The organism is Streptomyces sp. NBC_01306, from assembly GCF_026340465.1.
GTDB lineage: Bacteria > Actinomycetota > Actinomycetes > Streptomycetales > Streptomycetaceae > Streptomyces.
This window is the reverse complement of the sequence record NZ_JAPEPC010000001.1, coordinates 5,590,249-5,607,231: the sequence shown is the minus strand read 5'-3', so window position 1 is coordinate 5,607,231 and position 16,983 is coordinate 5,590,249. Positions and strand designations below refer to the sequence as shown.

Here is a 16,983-nt window from a genome sequence, read left to right as displayed (position 1 = left end):
CAGCTGCTGTGGACGCCGTACCGCGTGATGGCTCCCTCGGCCTGGACACCTGCTCGCCTGAGCAGCGTAGGCTTCGCGCCCTGCTGGCCCTGGGGCTGTTCAACCGACCGGGAACTTGGCAACCTCATCGTGGCGTCGCCGCTTGGGGGCTCCACACTCTCGTCGCGTACGACATCATCGCCTCGCCCCGGTTCGACCGGCTCGTCCTCATCACGGACGTGCCGCATAACGTGGCCCCGTATCTCCTACCCAGTCGGGACGGCGGAAGCTCCCTGCCGGGGCTCCGCTTCGAAGAATTCCGGGGGCGGCGCACGTACGTGGCACGCCATCTCCCGACTGGGGCTCAACTCGTCATCACTGGCAACCCTTCGGGGACCTGGGGCGGGAAGCTGCGCCCGTCTCCTCGATGGGATTTCCATCCCATCGACAAGCCCATCACGGGGTACGAGAAGGCACAGCTGGAAGAAATCCCTGCCATGAGCGAAGACGCCGAACGGCTGTTGGCGGGCCTGACCTGCCGCATTGCCGCACAGGACGCCGAAGGTGGATGGGCGATCGGCAATTGGTTCTCCGACCCGCTGATGCGGCCCGGCTGGCTCAGCGACGGCGGTGAAGATCGATACGAGAAACAGTTGCGGGGATACGGGCACCGCTGGACGTTCCGGTGGAACGGCTTCCCCTACGTCGACGATGTGGCCGCGTCGCTGACCGCTCCTCCCATTGGCGTCTCCGGTGCAATTGCTCACGGTGTCAGCGATCACTTCGAAGTCCGGTTGGGCGATGCGATCTTGCGCTTGGATGGACGGCGAGCCCCCGTGCAGCAGAAGTCGGAGGCCGCCCGGTGAGTTGGGACAACATCAGCCTGATCATCCTTGCCGCCTTCGGTTGCCTCACACTCCTACTGACACAGGTGGGCGAGGTGTTGTCGAAGCTTCCTCAGATCATCCGTGCTTGGCGGCAAGTACGGAACGAACTTCGCAGCGGGGCCGTTCGTCACCCCCAAGAGCCCTCGCCAGAATATGACACCCGAAGTGTCGGACCGGCTTCCGGAGCAGAGCCTTCCTGCGGTACGTCCTATCCGCGTGAATCATATGGAGAGCCATCCGCGCGGAGTACCGATGAGTGATCTTCCATGTGTTCGGAATGGTGCGCCCGGGTGGGGAACAGCCACTGCGTCAGGTGCACCGATTGTGCACCTGCCACCTCGGGGGAGAGTGTAGATACAGGTCAGCAGCGATCCCTCACTGCATTTCGACCTCTAAGAGCGTGCGGCCGGCCTGGGCGGATATGCCCGCAGGTCGGCGTTCGGTACCGCGAAAGGGCCGCCGCCCAGTTGCTGGGCGGCGGCCCTCGGTCGTGTCGTGGGTCAGTGTCCGGTGCGTGATCCGGTGTGCAGGAAGGCCGTGTTCACGCCACGACCGAGATCAGCAGGGCCATCAGCAGGCCGCAGACGCTCACGATCGTCTGGATCGCCGTGTGTGATTTCGTGGCCTGGCCGAGTGACATCCCGAAGGACTCCTTGACCAGCCAGAATCCCGCGTGGTTCACGTAGTTGAGGCCGATCGAGCCTGCTCCGATCGCGACGACGAGCAGTGCGGTGTGCAGGCTGCTGCCGGATGCCGCCAGGGGGGCCAAAATGCCGGTCGCCGCGACGATCCCCACGGTGGCCGAGCCCGTCGAGAAGGACAGGAGCAGGGCCAGCAGCCAGCCCAGGATCAGGACGTTGATGTGCAGTCCCGAGGCGGCCGACTCGACGGCCTTGCCGATGCCCGAGTCCTCCAGGACCTGGTTGAACGCGCCGCCGCCCGCGATGATCAGCAGGATGCCGGCCACCGCCTTGAGGCTGTCCGTCAGGGACGACCTGATGGCGTCGGGGGTCATGTCGCTGCGGTAGCCGAGTGCGAACAGCGCGAAGAGGAAGCCCGCGAGCATGGCGATCACCGGCTCACCGGTGAAGGTCAGGACGTGCCGTACCGGGCTCGACTCGTCGTACACCAGCTCCGCGAGGGTGCGCAGCAGCATGAGTACGACCGGGACGAGCACGGCGGTCAGGGCCCAGCCGGTGCGGACCTTGTTGGCGGGAGGAGCGGAGCCGTCGGCAGCGGTGGCCGTGGTGTCGTCGGGGCGCTCGGGGCCGGTGAACTTCGCGACCAGTTCCGGGTCGGGGTGTACGTCGAGACGCGGCGCGATCCAGCGGCCGTACACCGGACCGGCGATGATGATCGTCGGGATCGCACAGATCAGGCCCACCACGATCGTGATGCCCAGGTTGGCGTGCAGACCCTCCACCGCGACCAGCGGGCCGGGGTGCGGCGCCACCATTCCGTGCAGGGTCGAGAGCGCGGCGATCGCGGGGGTGGCGAGGAAGACGTACGGCGAGCCCTTGACCCGGTGGGTGTCCTGGAGGCGCCTGGCCACGCTGAAGATCAGCGGGAGCAGCACGATCAGCCCGATCTCGAAGAACATCGGGATGCCGATGACGAAGGCGGCGCCCGCCATGTACCAGGGCAGGGAGCGTTCCCCCGACCGGTCGACGATCAAGCGGGCGATCTTGTCCGTGGCGCCCGACCCCGACAGCAGCCTGCCCAGCATCGCGCCGAAGGCCAGGGTCACACCGACGTTGCCGAGGATGCCTCCGGCGCCCGACTCCAGTGACTCCGCGATCTTCTCGACCGGCTCGCCCGCGGCCAGCGCGACACCGATCGACACGGTCATCAGCGCCACGAAGGGGTGGAACCGCAACCGTGAGTTGATCAGCAGGATCAGTACGGCGATGGCTGCCGCCAGGATGATCAGCAGCGTCCAGGTGTGCCCCGTCACAGCAGGCCCCCGCGGGTGCGACGCGAGCGGGCCCGTGGTCCGGGGCGCGGTATCTTCAGCAAGAGAACTCCTGGTGCGGCTCGTTGTGTCCCGGGCGGAAGCTATCCGGCGCCTGCCACTGCTCTCCAGGTTCTGCGCACAACCCGCGTAACCCCTGATCCGCGCGTTGTGTGCATTCTGTGCACCGGGCGGAGGCGGTTACCGTCGACCGGGTGAGATTCTTCGGACCGTCCGCCAGGAAACCGGCTGCCAGGATTCCGGCTGCCGGAAAGGCGGCTCCCGGAATACCGGCTGCCGGGATGCCGTCCGCCAGGAGGCTGTCCGCCCGGCTGCCCTCCGCGCGCCTGCGGATACGCGGGCGGGTGCGGCTGCGCACCCAGGTCCTGCTGCTCCAGTGCGCTGTGGTCGCGGTGACCCTGGCCACCGCGTTCGGCGCCTTCGCGTACACCAACGAGCACCGGCTCGTCAGCGAGTACCAGCTGCGTGCGCTCGCGGTGGCCCGTACGGTCGCCGCCCAGCCCGCCGTCCGGCGCGGCGCGGCGCAGTACTCGGCGGCCAACTCCCGGCCCGGCGGCGGGGCCGCGAGCACGCCGCGCGCGACGCTCGCCGCCGGGCCGGTCCAGACGGCGGCGGAGGCGGCCCGCACCAGGACGGGTTCGCTGTTCGTGGTGGTCACCGATGACCGGGGCATCAGGCTGGCGCACCCGCAGCGGTCCCAGCTGGGCCGGATGGTGAGCACCGACCCCAGCGGTGCGCTCTCCGGTCGTGAAGTGCTGGCGCGGGACCACGCGCATCTCGGCGACGAGGTGGTCGCGAAGGTCCCGGTGTACGCCCCGGGCTCGCACCGGGTCGTCGGCGAGGCCAACGCGGGTGTCGCCGTCTCCGACGTGCGGGCGCAGCTGATCCGCGTACTGCTGGGCGGCCTCGGCTGGCTGGTGGCCGCCCTGCTGCTCGGTGTCGGCGCTTCGGCGCTGCTGGCCCGGTGCTGGAAGCGGCTGACGCTCGGCCTGGAACCGGAGGAGCTGGCCGGTCTGGTGCAGGAGCAGGAAGCCGTCCTGCACGGAATCGGCGAAGGGGTCCTGGCCGTCGACAACGCCGGGACCGTCACCGTGGTCAACGACGAGGCGCGCCGGCTGCTGGCGATCCCGGCCCGGCCCGGACGGTCCGTCGCATCACTGGGGCTGACACCGCGGGTGCTGGAGACGATCCGTACGCCCGTCGGCAGCCCGGTCATGGCGGCGGTCGGCGAGCGCGTCCTGGTGCTCTCGGCGCGGCCGGTCGAACGCGACGGGCAGGATCTCGGCACGCTGCTGACCGTGCAGGACCGCACCGACGTCGAGTCGCTGACCCGCCAGCTCGACGCGGTCCAGGCGATGAGTTCGGCGCTGCGCGCGCAGCGCCATGAGTTCGCCAACCGGCTGCATGTGGTCTCGGCGCTGGTCCACGGCGGTCACCTCGCGGAGACGACCGAGTACATCGGCACACTGCTCGGCACCGGCCCGCTGGGTGAGGCCCTGCCCGGTATCGACGCGGTGCGCGACTCCTACGTACGGGCCTTCCTCTCCGCGAAGGCCGCCCAGGCGCGGGAGAGCGGGGTGACGCTGGTGATCGGCGGGGCGACCTGGGCCGACGGGACCGTGACCGCGCCGGTCGATGTCACCACCGTCTTCGGCAATCTGGTCGACAACGCGATCGACGCCGCCCGGCACGGGGCGCGCACCCCTTCCCTGGTCGAGGTCGAGCTGATGGCCGAGGGCACCACCCTCCTCATCACCGTCGCCGACACCGGGGACGGCATTCCGCCCGGAGCGGCCGACGATGTGTTCCGCGAGGGCATGTCGACGAAGGACCACACATCGGCCGTCGGCGGCCGGGGCATCGGGCTGGCGCTGGCGCGGCAGATCGCGCGGGTCAGGGGCGGCGACGTCCATCTCGCCGAGCACGGGGGTCCACCCGGGGCGGGGGCCGGACGTGGGGGTCCACCGGTACCGGAAGCCGGACGTGATGGCCCGCCCGGGGCGGAAGCTGGACCTGATGGCCCGCCCGGGCCGGAGGCCGGACGCCGGGACCCGTCGGGGCCGTACGAAGCAACGGCGTCCGCATCCGGACAGAGCGGCGCCGAGCAGGGGCGGGTCTCGGGCGGTGCCGTGTTCGTGGCCCGGCTGCCCGGAGTCATGGAGCCAGGAGTCATGGAGCCAGGAGCGACCGGGCCGGGAACCGTGGTCGCAGAAGCCGTGGTCGCAGGAACCGTGGAGCAGGAACCGTGGAGCAGGAACCGTGGATGAGGCAGGCCGATGACCGAACGTGAGCCGTTTTCCGTGCTGGTCGTCGACGACGACTTCCGGGTTGCCGGGATCCATGCGTCGCTCGTGGACGGCGTACCCGGATTCCGGGCCGTCGCCACGGCGAACTCCGCCGGTGCCGCGCTGCGGGCCGCCGACGATGCCCCGGTGGACCTGGCGCTGATCGACCTCTATCTGCCCGACGGTTCCGGGATCGACCTGCTGCGCGGCCTGGCCTGCGATGCCTTCGTACTGAGCGCGGCCGCCGAGGGAACGATGGTGCGGCGGGCGGTGTCGGCCGGTGCACTGGCCTATCTGGTCAAGCCGTTCACGCCGGAACTGCTGGCCGAGAAGCTGCGCGGTTACGCCCGCTTCCGCCAGCTGACCGACGCGGAGATCGTCGACCAGGGCACGGTCGAGAGCGCGTACGCGGCACTGCGGAGCCCGCCGGCCACCCGTACGGCCCGGCATCCCGGCGCCCGCACGGTGACCGGCGACGCGGTGCTCTCGGCTGTACGGGGTTCGGCGTCCCCGCTGTCGGCGGGCGAGGTCGGTGCCCTCATCGGCGTCTCGCGCGCCACCGCGCAGCGCTACCTCGCGGGGCTGGTCACCAGCGGTCTCCTGAAGATGAAACTGCGCTACGGGACGACCGGGCGCCCCGAGCAGGAGTACCGGATTCCGTGAGCGGCAAACGGCCCCGGAACACCCAACGGGCGCGGCTCCCAGGGGTGTTGGGCCCCCGGGAACCGCGCCCGCGCCACCCGTCGCGGTGGCCTTCGCCTTCGTCCGTCAGTGACGCACTGTCCGGGTCACCGTGACGTCCGCCGCGTTGACCAGGATGTACCGGTGGTTGAACTGGACCGTGTAGTAGCGCTTGGCCCCGGTGACCACCTGTCCTCCCTTGGGGAAGAAGTCCTGGCCGGCGACCGGCGGTTGGGCCGCCACATAGGCCTGGCCGACCGGGATCGAGTAGTTCTTCGCCGTCAGCGGGGCCTGCTTCGACGGGGAGAGCCCGGCCGGGTACTCGGACGGGTCCGGGTACGCCGTGCCGTACACCGGGGCGGCGGCGGTACCGGCCGGACTGAGGATCCGTGCGCCCGGGGCGGGTGAGGTGTTGCTGCCGCCCGGGTTGTGGATCCAGCCCTTCTGGCCGTCGTACCAGATCGCCGTCCAGTCACCCTGCTGACCGGCGACGACGAACTGCTGCCCGGCCTGGACGGTGACGCTCCAGTCGCTGACGCTGTCGGTGCCGCCCTTGGCCGCGGGGTCCGGGTGGACGACCGGGTCGAGGATCAGCGGGGCGTCGTCACTCGGTGCGCTCCGTACGAACAGGGCGCTCGACGGCGCGGTCACCGGCGTGCAGGTGGTGACCGCACCCGACGGGTCGTCCGCCGGGCAGACGGTGTACGTCTGCTGGTTGTTGCTGAACCCGGGGGTGATCGTCACAGCGGACCCGACGGGTCCGACACCGTGGAGGCCGGAGTCGAACGGGGCTCCGAGCAGCTGCATGAAGCGCGTCCAGTCCCAGCCGTCGGCCGGGTCCCAGTGCATACCCGACAGGGTGGCGTCCGACGGTCCCGGCACGTTGTCGTGGCCGAGGATGTGCTGCCGGTCCAGCGGGATACCGTACCGGTCGGCCAGGTACCGCACGAGCTTGGCGGTCTGCTCGTAGGCCGCCGTCGTGTACCAGTCCGCGCCGTGCGCGGAGAAGCCCTCGTGCTCGATCTGGACCGCGTGGAGGTTGCTGTCGTAGTTGCCGTCACCGAACGCGACGTCCTTGTCGGCCACCATCTGCGTGACCGCGCCGTCCGACGACCGCATCACGTACTGCGCCGAGGCGCCGCCCGGGGTCTGGAAGGTCTTGATCGCGTCGTCGTACGACCCCTCCGTGGTGTGGATGATGATCTGGTTGATCTTTATGCCGTTGGCGGGGCGGTCGGACACCTGCCCGTTGGACGGATCCGCCGGGACGAACTGGCAGTCCATCGACTGCGGGCATTCGGCCTGCGGCGACGAGGTGTCCTTCAGACGGAGCTTGCTCAGCTGACTGGTGACCGGCTTCGCGGACGGCACTGCGTGCATGGTGACCGCGGTGGTGGGCGCCGTGGCCGCCGTCGCCGCCTTCGATCCGGCGGGGGCCTTGGAGTCGTGCTTGGCGCCCGACGCGATGGTGGCGAACACGTCGTGAACGTACGACGTGGCCGCCTTCCGGTCCGTCATCCGGCTGTACTTGGCGATCGCCGCGGTCCACTGCGACGGGTCGGCGGACGTACTGCCGGTGAGCTGCTTCTGGTACGAGGCGAGAAGGGCGGCCCCACCCCGGATGTTGTCCCGCCGGTTGTGCTGGAGCTGTCCGGCCGGAACGCCGGTCAGCTTCGCGGCGGCCTGCAGTGTGTGCAGTTCGGGGTGGTCGGTGAACGAGGTGAGGTCGGAGCGGCCCGATGCGCCGGCCGAACCGTCCGCCACCATCGCCGGTGTCACATCAGTGAGGTTCATCAGGCCCCAGCCACCGGTGTCGCTGTAACCGGTGTGCTGCTGCCAGCCGGACTCCTCGTGAGCCACGCCCTGGAGGACAGAGACCGGAACCTTGAACTCCGCAGCCGCTGCGTTGAAGTCGGCCTGCGCGGTGCTCGGCTGTTTCGCGTCGTCCTCGTTCCCCGCCTGGGCGATGGCAGGCAGGAAAGCGAGGGCTCCTGCGGCCAGGGTGCCGCCGAGGACGGCCGCCGGCAGCCATCGCTTCCCTTTTCTCTTGTGCAAGGGTGTTTCCTTCCGTGCAACTGACCCCGGAATGCCTTCGGCTGGGCGGCTGTCACTTCGCCCCACGGAGGCCGGGGATGGTGGGGGTATGGCGCTCGGGGTCTGCTCACGCACACCGGAGTGGGTCGGGTCTCCTGAGCGGAGACGGCCCCCGGTGTCCCGGCGCCATCTGATCTGTCACTTTGTCAGTTTCTAGTGACGGGGTGAAGAACCGGAGCCGTTCCGTCGGAAAACATTCACCGCGGCTCCTGATATGGAGGCAGATCGGGTGCTGCGGTGGTCCGCCGCGGTCCGCCCGCCCCCCCTGACCGGGTTCGCGGTGAGAGCGCCGCCGGGGGCCGTCGTAGGCTGCCCGGATGGCTTCCGTACTCGTTCTCGGTATTGATCCCCACGTGGTGCCCGGTATCGACGCCGACGGCATTCGTGCGGCTCTCGACGGTGAGCTGGCCCGCTTCGGTGAGCTCGGCGTCGATGCGTCCATGGCGCTGATCCCGCTCGACGAGTCGGCCGGTCCCGCGATGGTCGCGGCGCTGGCAGGGCGCGCGTGGGACGTCGTGGTCGTCGGGGGTGGCATCCGTAAGCCGGAGCCGCTCCTGCCCCTGTTCGAGCAGGCGGTGAATCTGGTCCGGCAGCACGCGCCGCAGGCCGCCATCGCGTTCAACACCAGTGGGGGCGACAGCGTCGAGGCGGCCCAGCGGTGGCTGTGAGGGGCTGAGCCGCGTCGCGGCGCCGCGACGCGGCTCACGACGCCCGTCGCCGCCGTCCGGCATCCCGGCGGACCGGCACCATTACCCCGGACGTAATCGACCCCTCCGCGCTCGCACGGCAGGCTGAAGCCATCCGAAGGCCGGGGACGCACTCCCCCCGGGTTCGGTAACCGTCGCCCGTACGACCTGCCGGAGGCTGATCCACCATGTCTGTGCACGAGACCGCTGTCGCCCGTTACTTCGAGGCTTGGAACGCCGCCGGGCGGCCCGACGAGATCGCCAAGGCCGTGGCCGCCGCCTGGAGCGAGGACGGCAGCTATACCGACCCGCTGGCCGATGTCACCGGGCACGAGGGGATCGCGGCCGTGATCGCGGCGGCCGGGGAGCAGTTCCCCGGCTTCGAGTTCCGGCCGACCGGGACCGTCGACGGCCACCACGGCATCGCCCGCTTCAGCTGGGAACTGGTGTCCCTCGCCGACGGCTCGGCGCCCGTCGCCGGGTTCGATGTGATCGCGCTCGCGGAGGACGGCCGCATCCGTACGGTGCACGGCTTCCTGGACCGCGTCCCCGCTGCCTGAGCGAGGGCCTGGTAGCCCGATCCGCCCCGGGCCTGCCCCCGGCGGCGTACGAAGGGACGCATCCGGCGCGGACCGGTCCGGCGGCTTCCGGCGGTCCGGTCGCGTCGATGCGAGGCAGAATGGCGTTATGCCTGAATTGCCGGAGGTCGAGTCCCTCACCCGATTCCTGGGTGAGCACGTCGTCGGCCGTACCGTCGCCCGTGTCCATCCGGTGGCCATCAACGCGCTCAAGACCTACGACCCGCCCCTCACTGCGCTCGAAGGGCAGTCGTTCGACCAGGTGACCAGGCACGGCAAGTTCCTCGACCTCGGGATCGGCGGAGTGCATCTGGTCATGCATCTCGCCAGGGCGGGCTGGGTCCGCTGGAGCGACCGTCTGCCGGAGGCACCGCCCCGTCCGGGCAAGGGCCCGCTGGCGCTCCGGGTCAGGCTGAAGGAGCCGGAGGGCGCGGGGTTCGACGTCACCGAGGCCGGGACCCAGAAGCGGCTGGCGGTCTACGTCGTCCGGGATCCGCTGGAGGTGCCGGGCATCGCGCGCCTGGGGCCCGATCCGCTCGCCGACTCCTTCACCCTGGCCGCCTTCACCGGCCTGCTGGAGGGCGAGCGCCGCCAGATCAAGGGCGTGCTGCGCGACCAGAGCGTGATCGCCGGGATCGGCAACGCGTACTCGGACGAGATTCTGCACGCGGCCCGGATGTCGCCGTTCCGGCTGGCCGCCAAACTCTCCGAGAAGGAGGTGGCCGCGCTCCACACGGCGATCGGGACGACGCTCGGAGAGGCGGTCGAACGGTCGCACGGGCTGGCCCTGCGCAATCTCAAGGCCGAGAAGAAGAGCGGTCTGCGTGTCCACGGGCGCGCGGGAGAGCCCTGCCCCGTCTGCGGGGACACGATCCGCGAGGTGTCCTTCAGTGACTCCGCGATGCAGTACTGCCCCACCTGCCAGACCGGCGGCAAAATCCTGGCGGACCGGCGGATGTCCCGGCTGCTGAAATAGCCCGGCCCCGTGACACCGTGGCTCGAACCGAACCACCGCCGTCGAACCCTCTGGTGCACCCCGTGACTGAAGCCTCCGCCGTACTCGCCCAACTGGACTCCGTAGGGGCGTACTTCACAGTCCGGTACGGCGAGAGGCCGGACCCGGATGGTTTCAGGCCGCTGTCGGATCTGTACGGAACGGACGGCGCCGGCGACGGTGGCGGCGCGGCCGACCCGCTCAGTGCGTATGTGCGTCTGTACGCCCGGCGGATGGGCACCGACCAGCTCCGGGTGGCCGCTTCCACCCTTCAGCTGGGTCTCGCCGCCCGCCTCTGGTCGGTCGCGCTCGGCACAGCCGTACTCGCCGGGCGGCTGCCGGACCTGACCCCGGAGCGGCTGCGGGTCCGCCTCACCGACGACGGTCCGCTCGAACTGTGGCTGCCCGTACCGGTACTCGCGCCGCAGGGACCGCAGCCGGACCACCCGGCCGGCGCCGTACTCGCGGCGGTGCACCTCGCCCATCTGCGCCCGTTCCACGCGGCCCTGCGGGCCCGGTACGGCCTCTCGCCGCACACTCTGCGGGGCAACGCGGCGTCCGCGCTGGTCGGGGCGGTGCGCGTACTGAACGGCCGGCGCCCCGAAGCCGAGGCGCGGGCCACCGCACTGGCGGCCGCCGTGCTGGCGAGCGAACCCCTCGCGGGCTGCGGCGATTTCATCGTCGAGGAGGGTCTCGGCTTCGCGTTCCTGCGCAACAACTGCTGCCTCTACTACCGGGTCCCGGGCGGCGGCCTCTGCGGCGACTGCGTCCTGCGGCATCCGCGCAGCAGCCGGCCCGCCGCCCGCTAGACCGGCGGCGGCCCGCCCCGGAAGAACCAGCTCCTCCATGAATCGGCAAGCATGAACCGGCAAGAGTTTTCTGCAACTTGCAGGAAACTTTTGCGCAAACTCTTGAAGTGCTCATGCCTTAGCGGCAGGCTCCTCTGCGTCTCCCCCCACGGTGGTCGACCGCACGCGGCCACCCCGGGACACCGCACTGCCCGCACAGCGAAGGAGCCGCAAACGATGCGCAACCGTCTGATCGGCACGTCCATGGCCGGGGTCATGGCCGCCGGCGGCCTGCTCGCCCTCTCTCCCTTGCAGACGCAGCAGGCGCAGGCCGCGCCTCCCGGCGACCGGACCGTCACCGCAACCCTCTTCGAGCGCCCGTACGCGGACGTCGGCAAGATCTGCACGGACTCCCTCGGCCCGGCCGGTTACGGGTACGTCGAGGTGTCACCCGCCACCGAGCACATAGCGGGCCCCCAGTGGTGGACCTCGTACCAGCCCGTGAGTTACCGGATCGCCGGGCGCCTCGGGGACGCCGACGCGTTCCAGGGCATGGTGAGCGCGTGCCACGCGGCCGGCGTCAAGGTGATCGCCGACGCGGTCATCAACCACATGTCGGCCGGGTCGGGCACCGGGACCGGCGGCACCCAGTACAGCAAGTACAACTACCCGGGGACCTACAGCGACCCGGATTTCCACACCTGCCGCCAGGACATCACCGACTACACCAATCGCGAGAACGTCCAGACCTGCGAACTGGTCGGCCTGGCCGACCTGGACACCGGCAGCGACTACGTCCGGTCCACCATCGCCGGCTACCTCACCGGCCTGCGGAAGATGGGCGTCGACGGATTCCGTATCGACGCGGCGAAGCACATGGCCGCCGCCGACCTGCAGGGCATCAGGAGCAAGATGCCCGACCCCGGGTTCTGGGTCTCGGAGGTCATCTACGGCAGCGGCGAGGCCGTACAGCCCGACGAGTACACGGGCCTCGGCGACGTCGACGAGTTCCGCTACGGCACCCACCTCAAGAGCGCCTTCCAGGGCGGCGACCTCAGCGGCCTGCAGAACGTCGCCGACGGAAAGCTGGCCGGTGACAAGGCCACCACGTTCGTCGACGACTGGGACACCGAGCGCAACGGGTCGACACTCAGCTACAAGGACGGCGACACCTACAAGCTCGCCAACGCCTTCATGCTGGCGCACCCCTACGGCTCGCCGAACGTCTTCTCCGGTTACGAGTGGTCCGACAAGGACGCAGGACCGCCCAGCGGCAGCGACGGCTGGACCAATATGCACGCGGACCCCGAGATCACCGGGATGGTCGGGTTCCACAACGCCGTCGGCGACGCGGCGTTGACCGACTGGTGGTCGCAGGGCAGCGCCATCGCCTTCGGGCGCGGCGCCAAGGGGTACGTCGCCCTCAACAACGGGGACGGCGACCTCCAGCAGACGTTCACCACGTCACTGCCCGGCGGCACGTACTGCAACGTCGCCAAGGCGTCTCCGGACAACTGCGCGGGCAACACCGTGACGGTCGGCGACGACGGCAAGGTCACCGCGACGGTCCCGGCCAAGGGCGTACTCGCTCTGGACACGGCCGCCACGTCGTAGGCCGCAGCGGGGCGGCGCGACCGGTGCGGCTCGTACGCCCACCGGCTGCGCCGCCCGCTCATGTACTGTTGCCCTCCCCACGACCCGTGGACCGTACCGAGGAGGTGAGCCCCATTACCGCTGTAGCAGGACGGGCGCTCCCCCTCACGGCCGTGCGGTTCATCTGACCCAGGTGACCGAGGGAGCCCCACAGGTATCCCGAAAGGCTCACATGCCGGTCCCACCGTCACATCTGTCGCATCCCTCACCGCCGTCATCTCAATCGCCGCAGCCATCTCAGTCACCGCCGTCATCTCAATCGCCGCTGCCGCTCTCCGCCGTCGTCACCAGGCTCCGGGCCGCGGGCTGTGTCTTCGCCGAGGACGAGGCGGAGCTGCTTGTCTCCGCCGCCCGCGACTCTGCCGAACTGGCCGCCATGGTCGACCGGCGCGTCGTGGGTCTCCCCCTCGAACACGTGCTGGGCTGGGCCGAGTTCTGCGGTCTGCGCATCGCTGTGGACGCGGGTGTCTTCGTACCCCGCCGGCGGACCGAGTTCCTGGTCGAGCAGGCCGTCGCCCTCGCTCCGCCCGGGGCCGTCGTCGTCGACCTGTGCTGCGGATCGGGCGCCCTGGGCGCCGCGCTCGCCGCCGCGCTGGACGGAGCCGAGCTGCACGCAGCCGATGTCGACCCCGCCGCGGTCCGCTGCGCCCGCCGCAATGTCGCCGGCGCGGGGGGCCGGGTGTACGAGGGCGACCTCTACGGCCCGCTGCCCCGGTCGCTGCGCGGGCACGTCGACATCCTGCTGGCCAACGTGCCGTACGTGCCCACGGAGGAGATCGAGCTGCTGCCCGCCGAGGCCCGGGTGCACGAGGCGCGCGTCGCGCTCGACGGTGGTGCGGACGGCCTCGACGTACTGCGGCGGGTGACCGCGGCCGCGCTGCCCTGGCTGGCACCGGGTGGCCACCTCCTGTTCGAGACCAGCGAACGGCAGGCGCCCGCGGCCGTACGGACGGTCACCCGGGACGGGCTGACCGCGCGGGTGGCCAGTTGCGCCGAGCGGTACGCCACGGTCGTCATCGGGACGCGCGGCACGGACTGACGGTCGAACGGGCCGGATTCCGGGGGCCGTTCGGCCGGTGGGAGCGGGCTGACATCCGCCCCCACCGGCCGAACGGCTGGTGGAGCAATCGGTGAAGCAGTCGGTGAAACATCGGTCGGGCAGTGCTGTGCTCAGCGCCCGAAGCGGATCAGGACGCGCACCATCCGGCAAGTGGCGTCGGACGGCGGGTGGATGCCCGCGAGGGCAGCCGTGGAGCGTATCTTCCGGTTCGGTGCCTGATCCGGTCGGTAGACACCGGTGTCGAGCAGTGCGATGGCCAGGCGCATCGCCTTCAGCCTGCGGTTGTGCGAGACATACCAGTCACGGGGCTTTCCCGCGGGCAGCTTCTTCTTGACCAGTGACTCCGTCGGGGACATGGCTACGGCCATCGGCGACCTCCAGGCGCTGGTGACGGGGCCCTTGCGGACCCTCACGAACTGCCCCCATTTTACTGCCGGGCACTGACAGAAGCCCCTGGCCAGAAGGGTCCCGGCAGCCTCTCACGTACCTTTGACCCCATGGAGATCTGGATCAATCCCGCGTGCTCGAAATGCCGCAGTGCGGTGGACCTGCTGGACGCGGAAGGTGCTTCGTACACCGTCCGCAGATACCTGGAGGACGTGCCCGGTGAGGACGAGATCCGGGCGGTGCTCGGCCGGCTCGGACTGGAGCCGTGGGACATCACCCGGGCCCAGGAGCCGGACGCAAAGGCGCTCGGGCTGAAGGAGTGGCCGCGCGACGCGGAGGCGCGGGACCGGTGGATCGCCGCGCTGGCCGGGCACCCGAAGCTGATCCAGCGGCCCATCATCACGGCGGAGGACGGCACAGCGGTGGTGGCGCGTACGGAGGAGGCGGTCCGGGACGCTCTCGGGCGGTGAGTTCCCCCGGCCGGGCTGCCCGGCCGGGGGTTCAGCGGCCCTGCTGCGGCCACCGCCGGTCACTTCCCGGTCAGTTGCTGCTCCGCCTCCGCCAGGATCTCGGTCAGCCGCAGGCCGAACCGTACGTCGCACGGATGTGGTTCACCGGTCCGTACGGCCGCGAGCAGCGCGTCGACCGCCGCGGCGAACGGCACCCGCGCACCCCCGCCCCGGCGCTCCGGCAGCACCGCGACCCCGTGGGCGCCGCGGAACTCGACGGTGGTGCCCGCCGCTCGGGCCGGGGCGCTCAGGCTGAGCGTCGCCGAACTGGAAGCGCCCGAGGTGTGGCGCAGCGCGAGCTGGACGGTGTCCTCGGCGCCCCCGGCCGCTGTGACCTCCGTCGCGTCCCCGAGCACCGGCAACAGGACGGAGAGCGCGTGCGGGCCCACGTCCCACAGCCCGCCCTTCTCCCTGCGCCACGGGGATGCCGCGTACGGGCTGTCCGCTCCGGGCGAGAAGAGCGCCCCGAGCCACTCCGCGCGGCCGGTGAACCAGCCGTCCACAGCGGCCTGTCCGGCGATCCACTCGGCCACCCCCGGTGTGAAGCGCAGCGTGCAGAAGACCACGGACGCGACACCGGAGCGCTCGGCCGCGGCAACGACGTCGCGTGCGCCGGCGACCGTCGTGGCGACCGGCTTGTCGAGCAGCAGATGACACCCGGCTGCCGCGGCGCGGGCCGCGAGCGGGGCCTGGATGTCCGGCGGGAGAGCCACCGCTACCGCGTCGCTCGCCGCGAGGAGCGCGTCCACCTCGTCGTATGCGGTCGTCCCGTGTTCGGCGGCGAGCTCGTCCGCCGCCTCGCGCCGCCTGCCCCAGACCCCGCTGAACTCGATCTCCGGGTGGGCGGCGAGCGCGGGAGCATGGGTGGACCGCGCCCAGGGGCCGGTGCCGAGGAGACCGATGCGCGGCCTCGTACGGGGTGGCTGCGCGCTGGATGGCTGCGCAAGGGAAGGCTGCGTACGGGATGGCTGCGTACCGGATGGCTTCGTCATACCGGCCAGTCTCGGCCATCGGATCCGGGCCGGGAAACACCCCGTTCACCGTCGGGCAACGGCCGGGAAACCGCGGATTGCGATGCTGCCGCCATGGACCTGCCGCACTCGCAGGGCCGCACCAGCAGGGCCGCACCAGCGAAGGATGGCTTCCGTGACGTTCAAGGCCGAGTACATCTGGATCGACGGGACCGAGCCGACCGCCAAACTCCGTTCGAAGACGAAGGTCCTGGCCACCGGGGAGGCGCCGCCGCTCTGGGGTTTCGACGGTTCGAGCACCGGCCAGGCGCAGGGCCACGCGTCCGACCTGGTGCTCAACCCGGTGTTCAGCTGCCCCGACCCGATACGCGGCGGTGATCACGTACTCGTCCTGTGCGAGGTCCTCAACACCGACCTGACCCCGCACTCCTCCAACACCCGGGCGGCGCTCGCCGAGGTCGCCGGGCGGTTCGAGGCGCAGGAGGCGATCTTCGGTATCGAGCAGGAGTACACGTTCTTCGACGGCCACCGGCCGCTCGGCTTCCCCGAGGGCGGGTATCCGGCCGCGCAGGGCGGTTACTACTGCGGGGTCGGCGCCGACGAGATCTTCGGCCGCGACATCGTCGAGAAGCACCTCGACCACTGCCTCGCCGCGGGCCTGGGCATCTCCGGCATCAACGCCGAAGTCATGCCCGGCCAGTGGGAGTTCCAGGTCGGTCCGCTGTCGCCGCTCGAAGTGTCCGACCAGCTGTGGATCGCACGCTGGCTGCTCTACCGGACCGCCGAGGACTTCGACGTGTCGGCGACGCTCGACCCGAAGCCGGTGAAGGGCGACTGGAACGGCGCGGGCGCGCACACCAACTTCTCCACCCAGGCGATGCGCGAGGGATACGACGCGATCATCACCGCGTGCGAGGCGCTGGGCGAGGGCTCGAAGCCGTTGGACCACGTCAAGAACTACGGCGCCGGGATCGACGACCGGCTGACCGGTCTGCACGAGACGGCCCGGTGGGACGAGTACACCTACGGTGTCTCCGACCGCGGTGCGTCGGTCCGGATCCCGTGGCAGGTCGAGCGGGACCGGAAGGGCTACATCGAGGACCGCAGGCCCAACGCGAACGTCGACCCGTACGTGGTGACCCGGTTGGTCACCGACACCTGCTGCACCGCGCTGGAGAAGGCAGGACAGGTCTGAGCACCCGGAGTACCCGGAGTGCCTGAGTGCCTGAGTGCCTGAGCACCCAGAACACTCTGCGCACCCGGGTACGCCTCCGCACCGCGTTCCCCACGGGGGCGCCCGCCGCACCGGTGGGCGCCCCCGTGCCGTTCCTTTGCCGGGAGCCCCTGCTGCCGGTCCGGCGTATCTGGTTCAATGGGCACATGGCCCGCCATCAGAACACCTCGACCGGTCGCTTCGACCTCGAACCGTTCTGGCCGTCCCGTCAGCATCACGACTTCG

At 70.6% G+C, this 16,983-nt stretch carries 15 protein-coding genes; 11 read left to right on the top strand and 4 right to left on the bottom strand.

Features of this window, described 5'->3' with window-relative positions; all coding sequences use genetic code 11:
* Positions 1-8 precede the first annotated feature (8 nt).
* Complete coding sequence (locus OG385_RS24725; RefSeq protein WP_266857750.1) at positions 9-845, top strand: hypothetical protein; 837 nt, start codon at positions 9-11, stop codon at positions 843-845.
* Between the two features lie 562 nt (positions 846-1,407).
* Here the strand turns inward: OG385_RS24725 and OG385_RS24720 are convergent.
* Positions 1,408-2,820, bottom strand: coding sequence for a GntP family permease (locus tag OG385_RS24720; RefSeq protein ID WP_266857748.1), 1,413 nt, complete (start codon positions 2,818-2,820; stop codon positions 1,408-1,410).
* Positions 2,821-3,032: 212 nt separating this feature from the next.
* Between OG385_RS24720 and OG385_RS24715 the strand changes: the two genes are divergently transcribed.
* Both OG385_RS24715 and OG385_RS24710 read left to right on the top strand, forming a co-directional pair.
* The gene (locus OG385_RS24715; protein WP_266857746.1) at positions 3,033-5,105 is read left to right on the top strand and encodes a sensor histidine kinase; all 2,073 of its coding nucleotides are present in this window, start codon (positions 3,033-3,035) and stop codon (positions 5,103-5,105) included.
* Between the two features lie 9 nt (positions 5,106-5,114).
* Entirely contained in the window at positions 5,115-5,786 is a 672-nt protein-coding gene (locus OG385_RS24710; protein WP_266857745.1) for a response regulator, read from the top strand.
* A 105-nt stretch (positions 5,787-5,891) separates the two neighbouring features.
* Here OG385_RS24710 and OG385_RS24705 read toward each other — a convergent pair whose 3' ends face one another.
* Entirely contained in the window at positions 5,892-7,859 is a 1,968-nt protein-coding gene (locus OG385_RS24705; RefSeq protein WP_266857744.1) for an amidase, read from the bottom strand.
* A gap of 356 nt (positions 7,860-8,215) precedes the next feature.
* Here OG385_RS24705 and OG385_RS24700 point away from each other — a divergent pair, with 356 nt between their 5' ends.
* From OG385_RS24700 to OG385_RS24675, 6 genes are all read left to right on the top strand, one after another.
* The gene (locus tag OG385_RS24700) at positions 8,216-8,566 is read left to right on the top strand and encodes a hypothetical protein (RefSeq protein WP_266857742.1); all 351 of its coding nucleotides are present in this window, start codon (positions 8,216-8,218) and stop codon (positions 8,564-8,566) included.
* Positions 8,567-8,772: 206 nt separating this feature from the next.
* A complete protein-coding gene (locus tag OG385_RS24695) occupies positions 8,773-9,144 on the top strand; it encodes a nuclear transport factor 2 family protein (protein WP_266857740.1) in 372 nt (123 codons plus the stop codon).
* A 127-nt stretch (positions 9,145-9,271) separates the two neighbouring features.
* A complete protein-coding gene (locus tag OG385_RS24690) occupies positions 9,272-10,138 on the top strand; it encodes an Fpg/Nei family DNA glycosylase (RefSeq protein WP_266857738.1) in 867 nt (288 codons plus the stop codon).
* A 62-nt stretch (positions 10,139-10,200) separates the two neighbouring features.
* Complete coding sequence (locus tag OG385_RS24685) at positions 10,201-10,965, top strand: (2Fe-2S)-binding protein (protein WP_266857736.1); 765 nt, start codon at positions 10,201-10,203, stop codon at positions 10,963-10,965.
* Between the two features lie 216 nt (positions 10,966-11,181).
* Complete coding sequence (locus tag OG385_RS24680; protein ID WP_266857735.1) at positions 11,182-12,558, top strand: alpha-amylase family protein; 1,377 nt, start codon at positions 11,182-11,184, stop codon at positions 12,556-12,558.
* 211 nt (positions 12,559-12,769) lie between these two features.
* Positions 12,770-13,636 (top strand): putative protein N(5)-glutamine methyltransferase, encoded by an 867-nt coding sequence (locus OG385_RS24675; protein WP_266857734.1) that lies wholly within the window; start codon positions 12,770-12,772, stop codon positions 13,634-13,636.
* Between the two features lie 131 nt (positions 13,637-13,767).
* On the opposite strand, the gene OG385_RS24670 is transcribed toward OG385_RS24675, so the two are convergent.
* A complete protein-coding gene (locus OG385_RS24670; RefSeq protein WP_266857733.1) occupies positions 13,768-14,025 on the bottom strand; it encodes a hypothetical protein in 258 nt (85 codons plus the stop codon).
* A 129-nt stretch (positions 14,026-14,154) separates the two neighbouring features.
* On the opposite strand from OG385_RS24670, the gene OG385_RS24665 reads away from it, so the two are divergent.
* Positions 14,155-14,514, top strand: a complete 360-nt coding sequence (locus tag OG385_RS24665; protein WP_266857731.1) for an ArsC/Spx/MgsR family protein — start codon at positions 14,155-14,157, stop codon at positions 14,512-14,514.
* Positions 14,515-14,573: 59 nt separating this feature from the next.
* Here OG385_RS24665 and OG385_RS24660 read toward each other — a convergent pair whose 3' ends face one another.
* Positions 14,574-15,545: a Gfo/Idh/MocA family protein gene (locus tag OG385_RS24660; protein ID WP_266857729.1), complete on the bottom strand. Its 972-nt coding sequence runs from the start codon at positions 15,543-15,545 to the stop codon at positions 14,574-14,576.
* A gap of 154 nt (positions 15,546-15,699) precedes the next feature.
* Between OG385_RS24660 and glnII the strand changes: the two genes are divergently transcribed.
* Positions 15,700-16,719: a glutamine synthetase gene (gene glnII, locus OG385_RS24655; protein ID WP_266857727.1), complete on the top strand. Its 1,020-nt coding sequence runs from the start codon at positions 15,700-15,702 to the stop codon at positions 16,717-16,719.
* The last annotated feature ends 264 nt before the right edge of the window (positions 16,720-16,983 follow it).

Bases quoted from the DNA above. Each gene is read 5' to 3' on its own strand.
- OG385_RS24680 (WP_266857735.1), top strand. From the start codon at position 11,182: ATGCGCAACCGTCTGATCGGCACGTCCATGGCCGGGGTCATGGCCGCC.
- OG385_RS24710 (WP_266857745.1), top strand. From the start codon at position 5,115: ATGACCGAACGTGAGCCGTTTTCCGTGCTGGTCGTCGACGACGACTTC.
- OG385_RS24675 (WP_266857734.1), top strand. From the start codon at position 12,770: ATGCCGGTCCCACCGTCACATCTGTCGCATCCCTCACCGCCGTCATCT.
- OG385_RS24660 (WP_266857729.1), bottom strand. From the start codon at position 15,545: ATGACGAAGCCATCCGGTACGCAGCCATCCCGTACGCAGCCTTCCCTT.
- OG385_RS24670 (WP_266857733.1), bottom strand. From the start codon at position 14,025: ATGGCCGTAGCCATGTCCCCGACGGAGTCACTGGTCAAGAAGAAGCTG.
- OG385_RS24690 (WP_266857738.1), top strand. From the start codon at position 9,272: ATGCCTGAATTGCCGGAGGTCGAGTCCCTCACCCGATTCCTGGGTGAG.
- OG385_RS24700 (WP_266857742.1), top strand. From the start codon at position 8,216: ATGGCTTCCGTACTCGTTCTCGGTATTGATCCCCACGTGGTGCCCGGT.
- OG385_RS24695 (WP_266857740.1), top strand. From the start codon at position 8,773: ATGTCTGTGCACGAGACCGCTGTCGCCCGTTACTTCGAGGCTTGGAAC.
- OG385_RS24665 (WP_266857731.1), top strand. From the start codon at position 14,155: ATGGAGATCTGGATCAATCCCGCGTGCTCGAAATGCCGCAGTGCGGTG.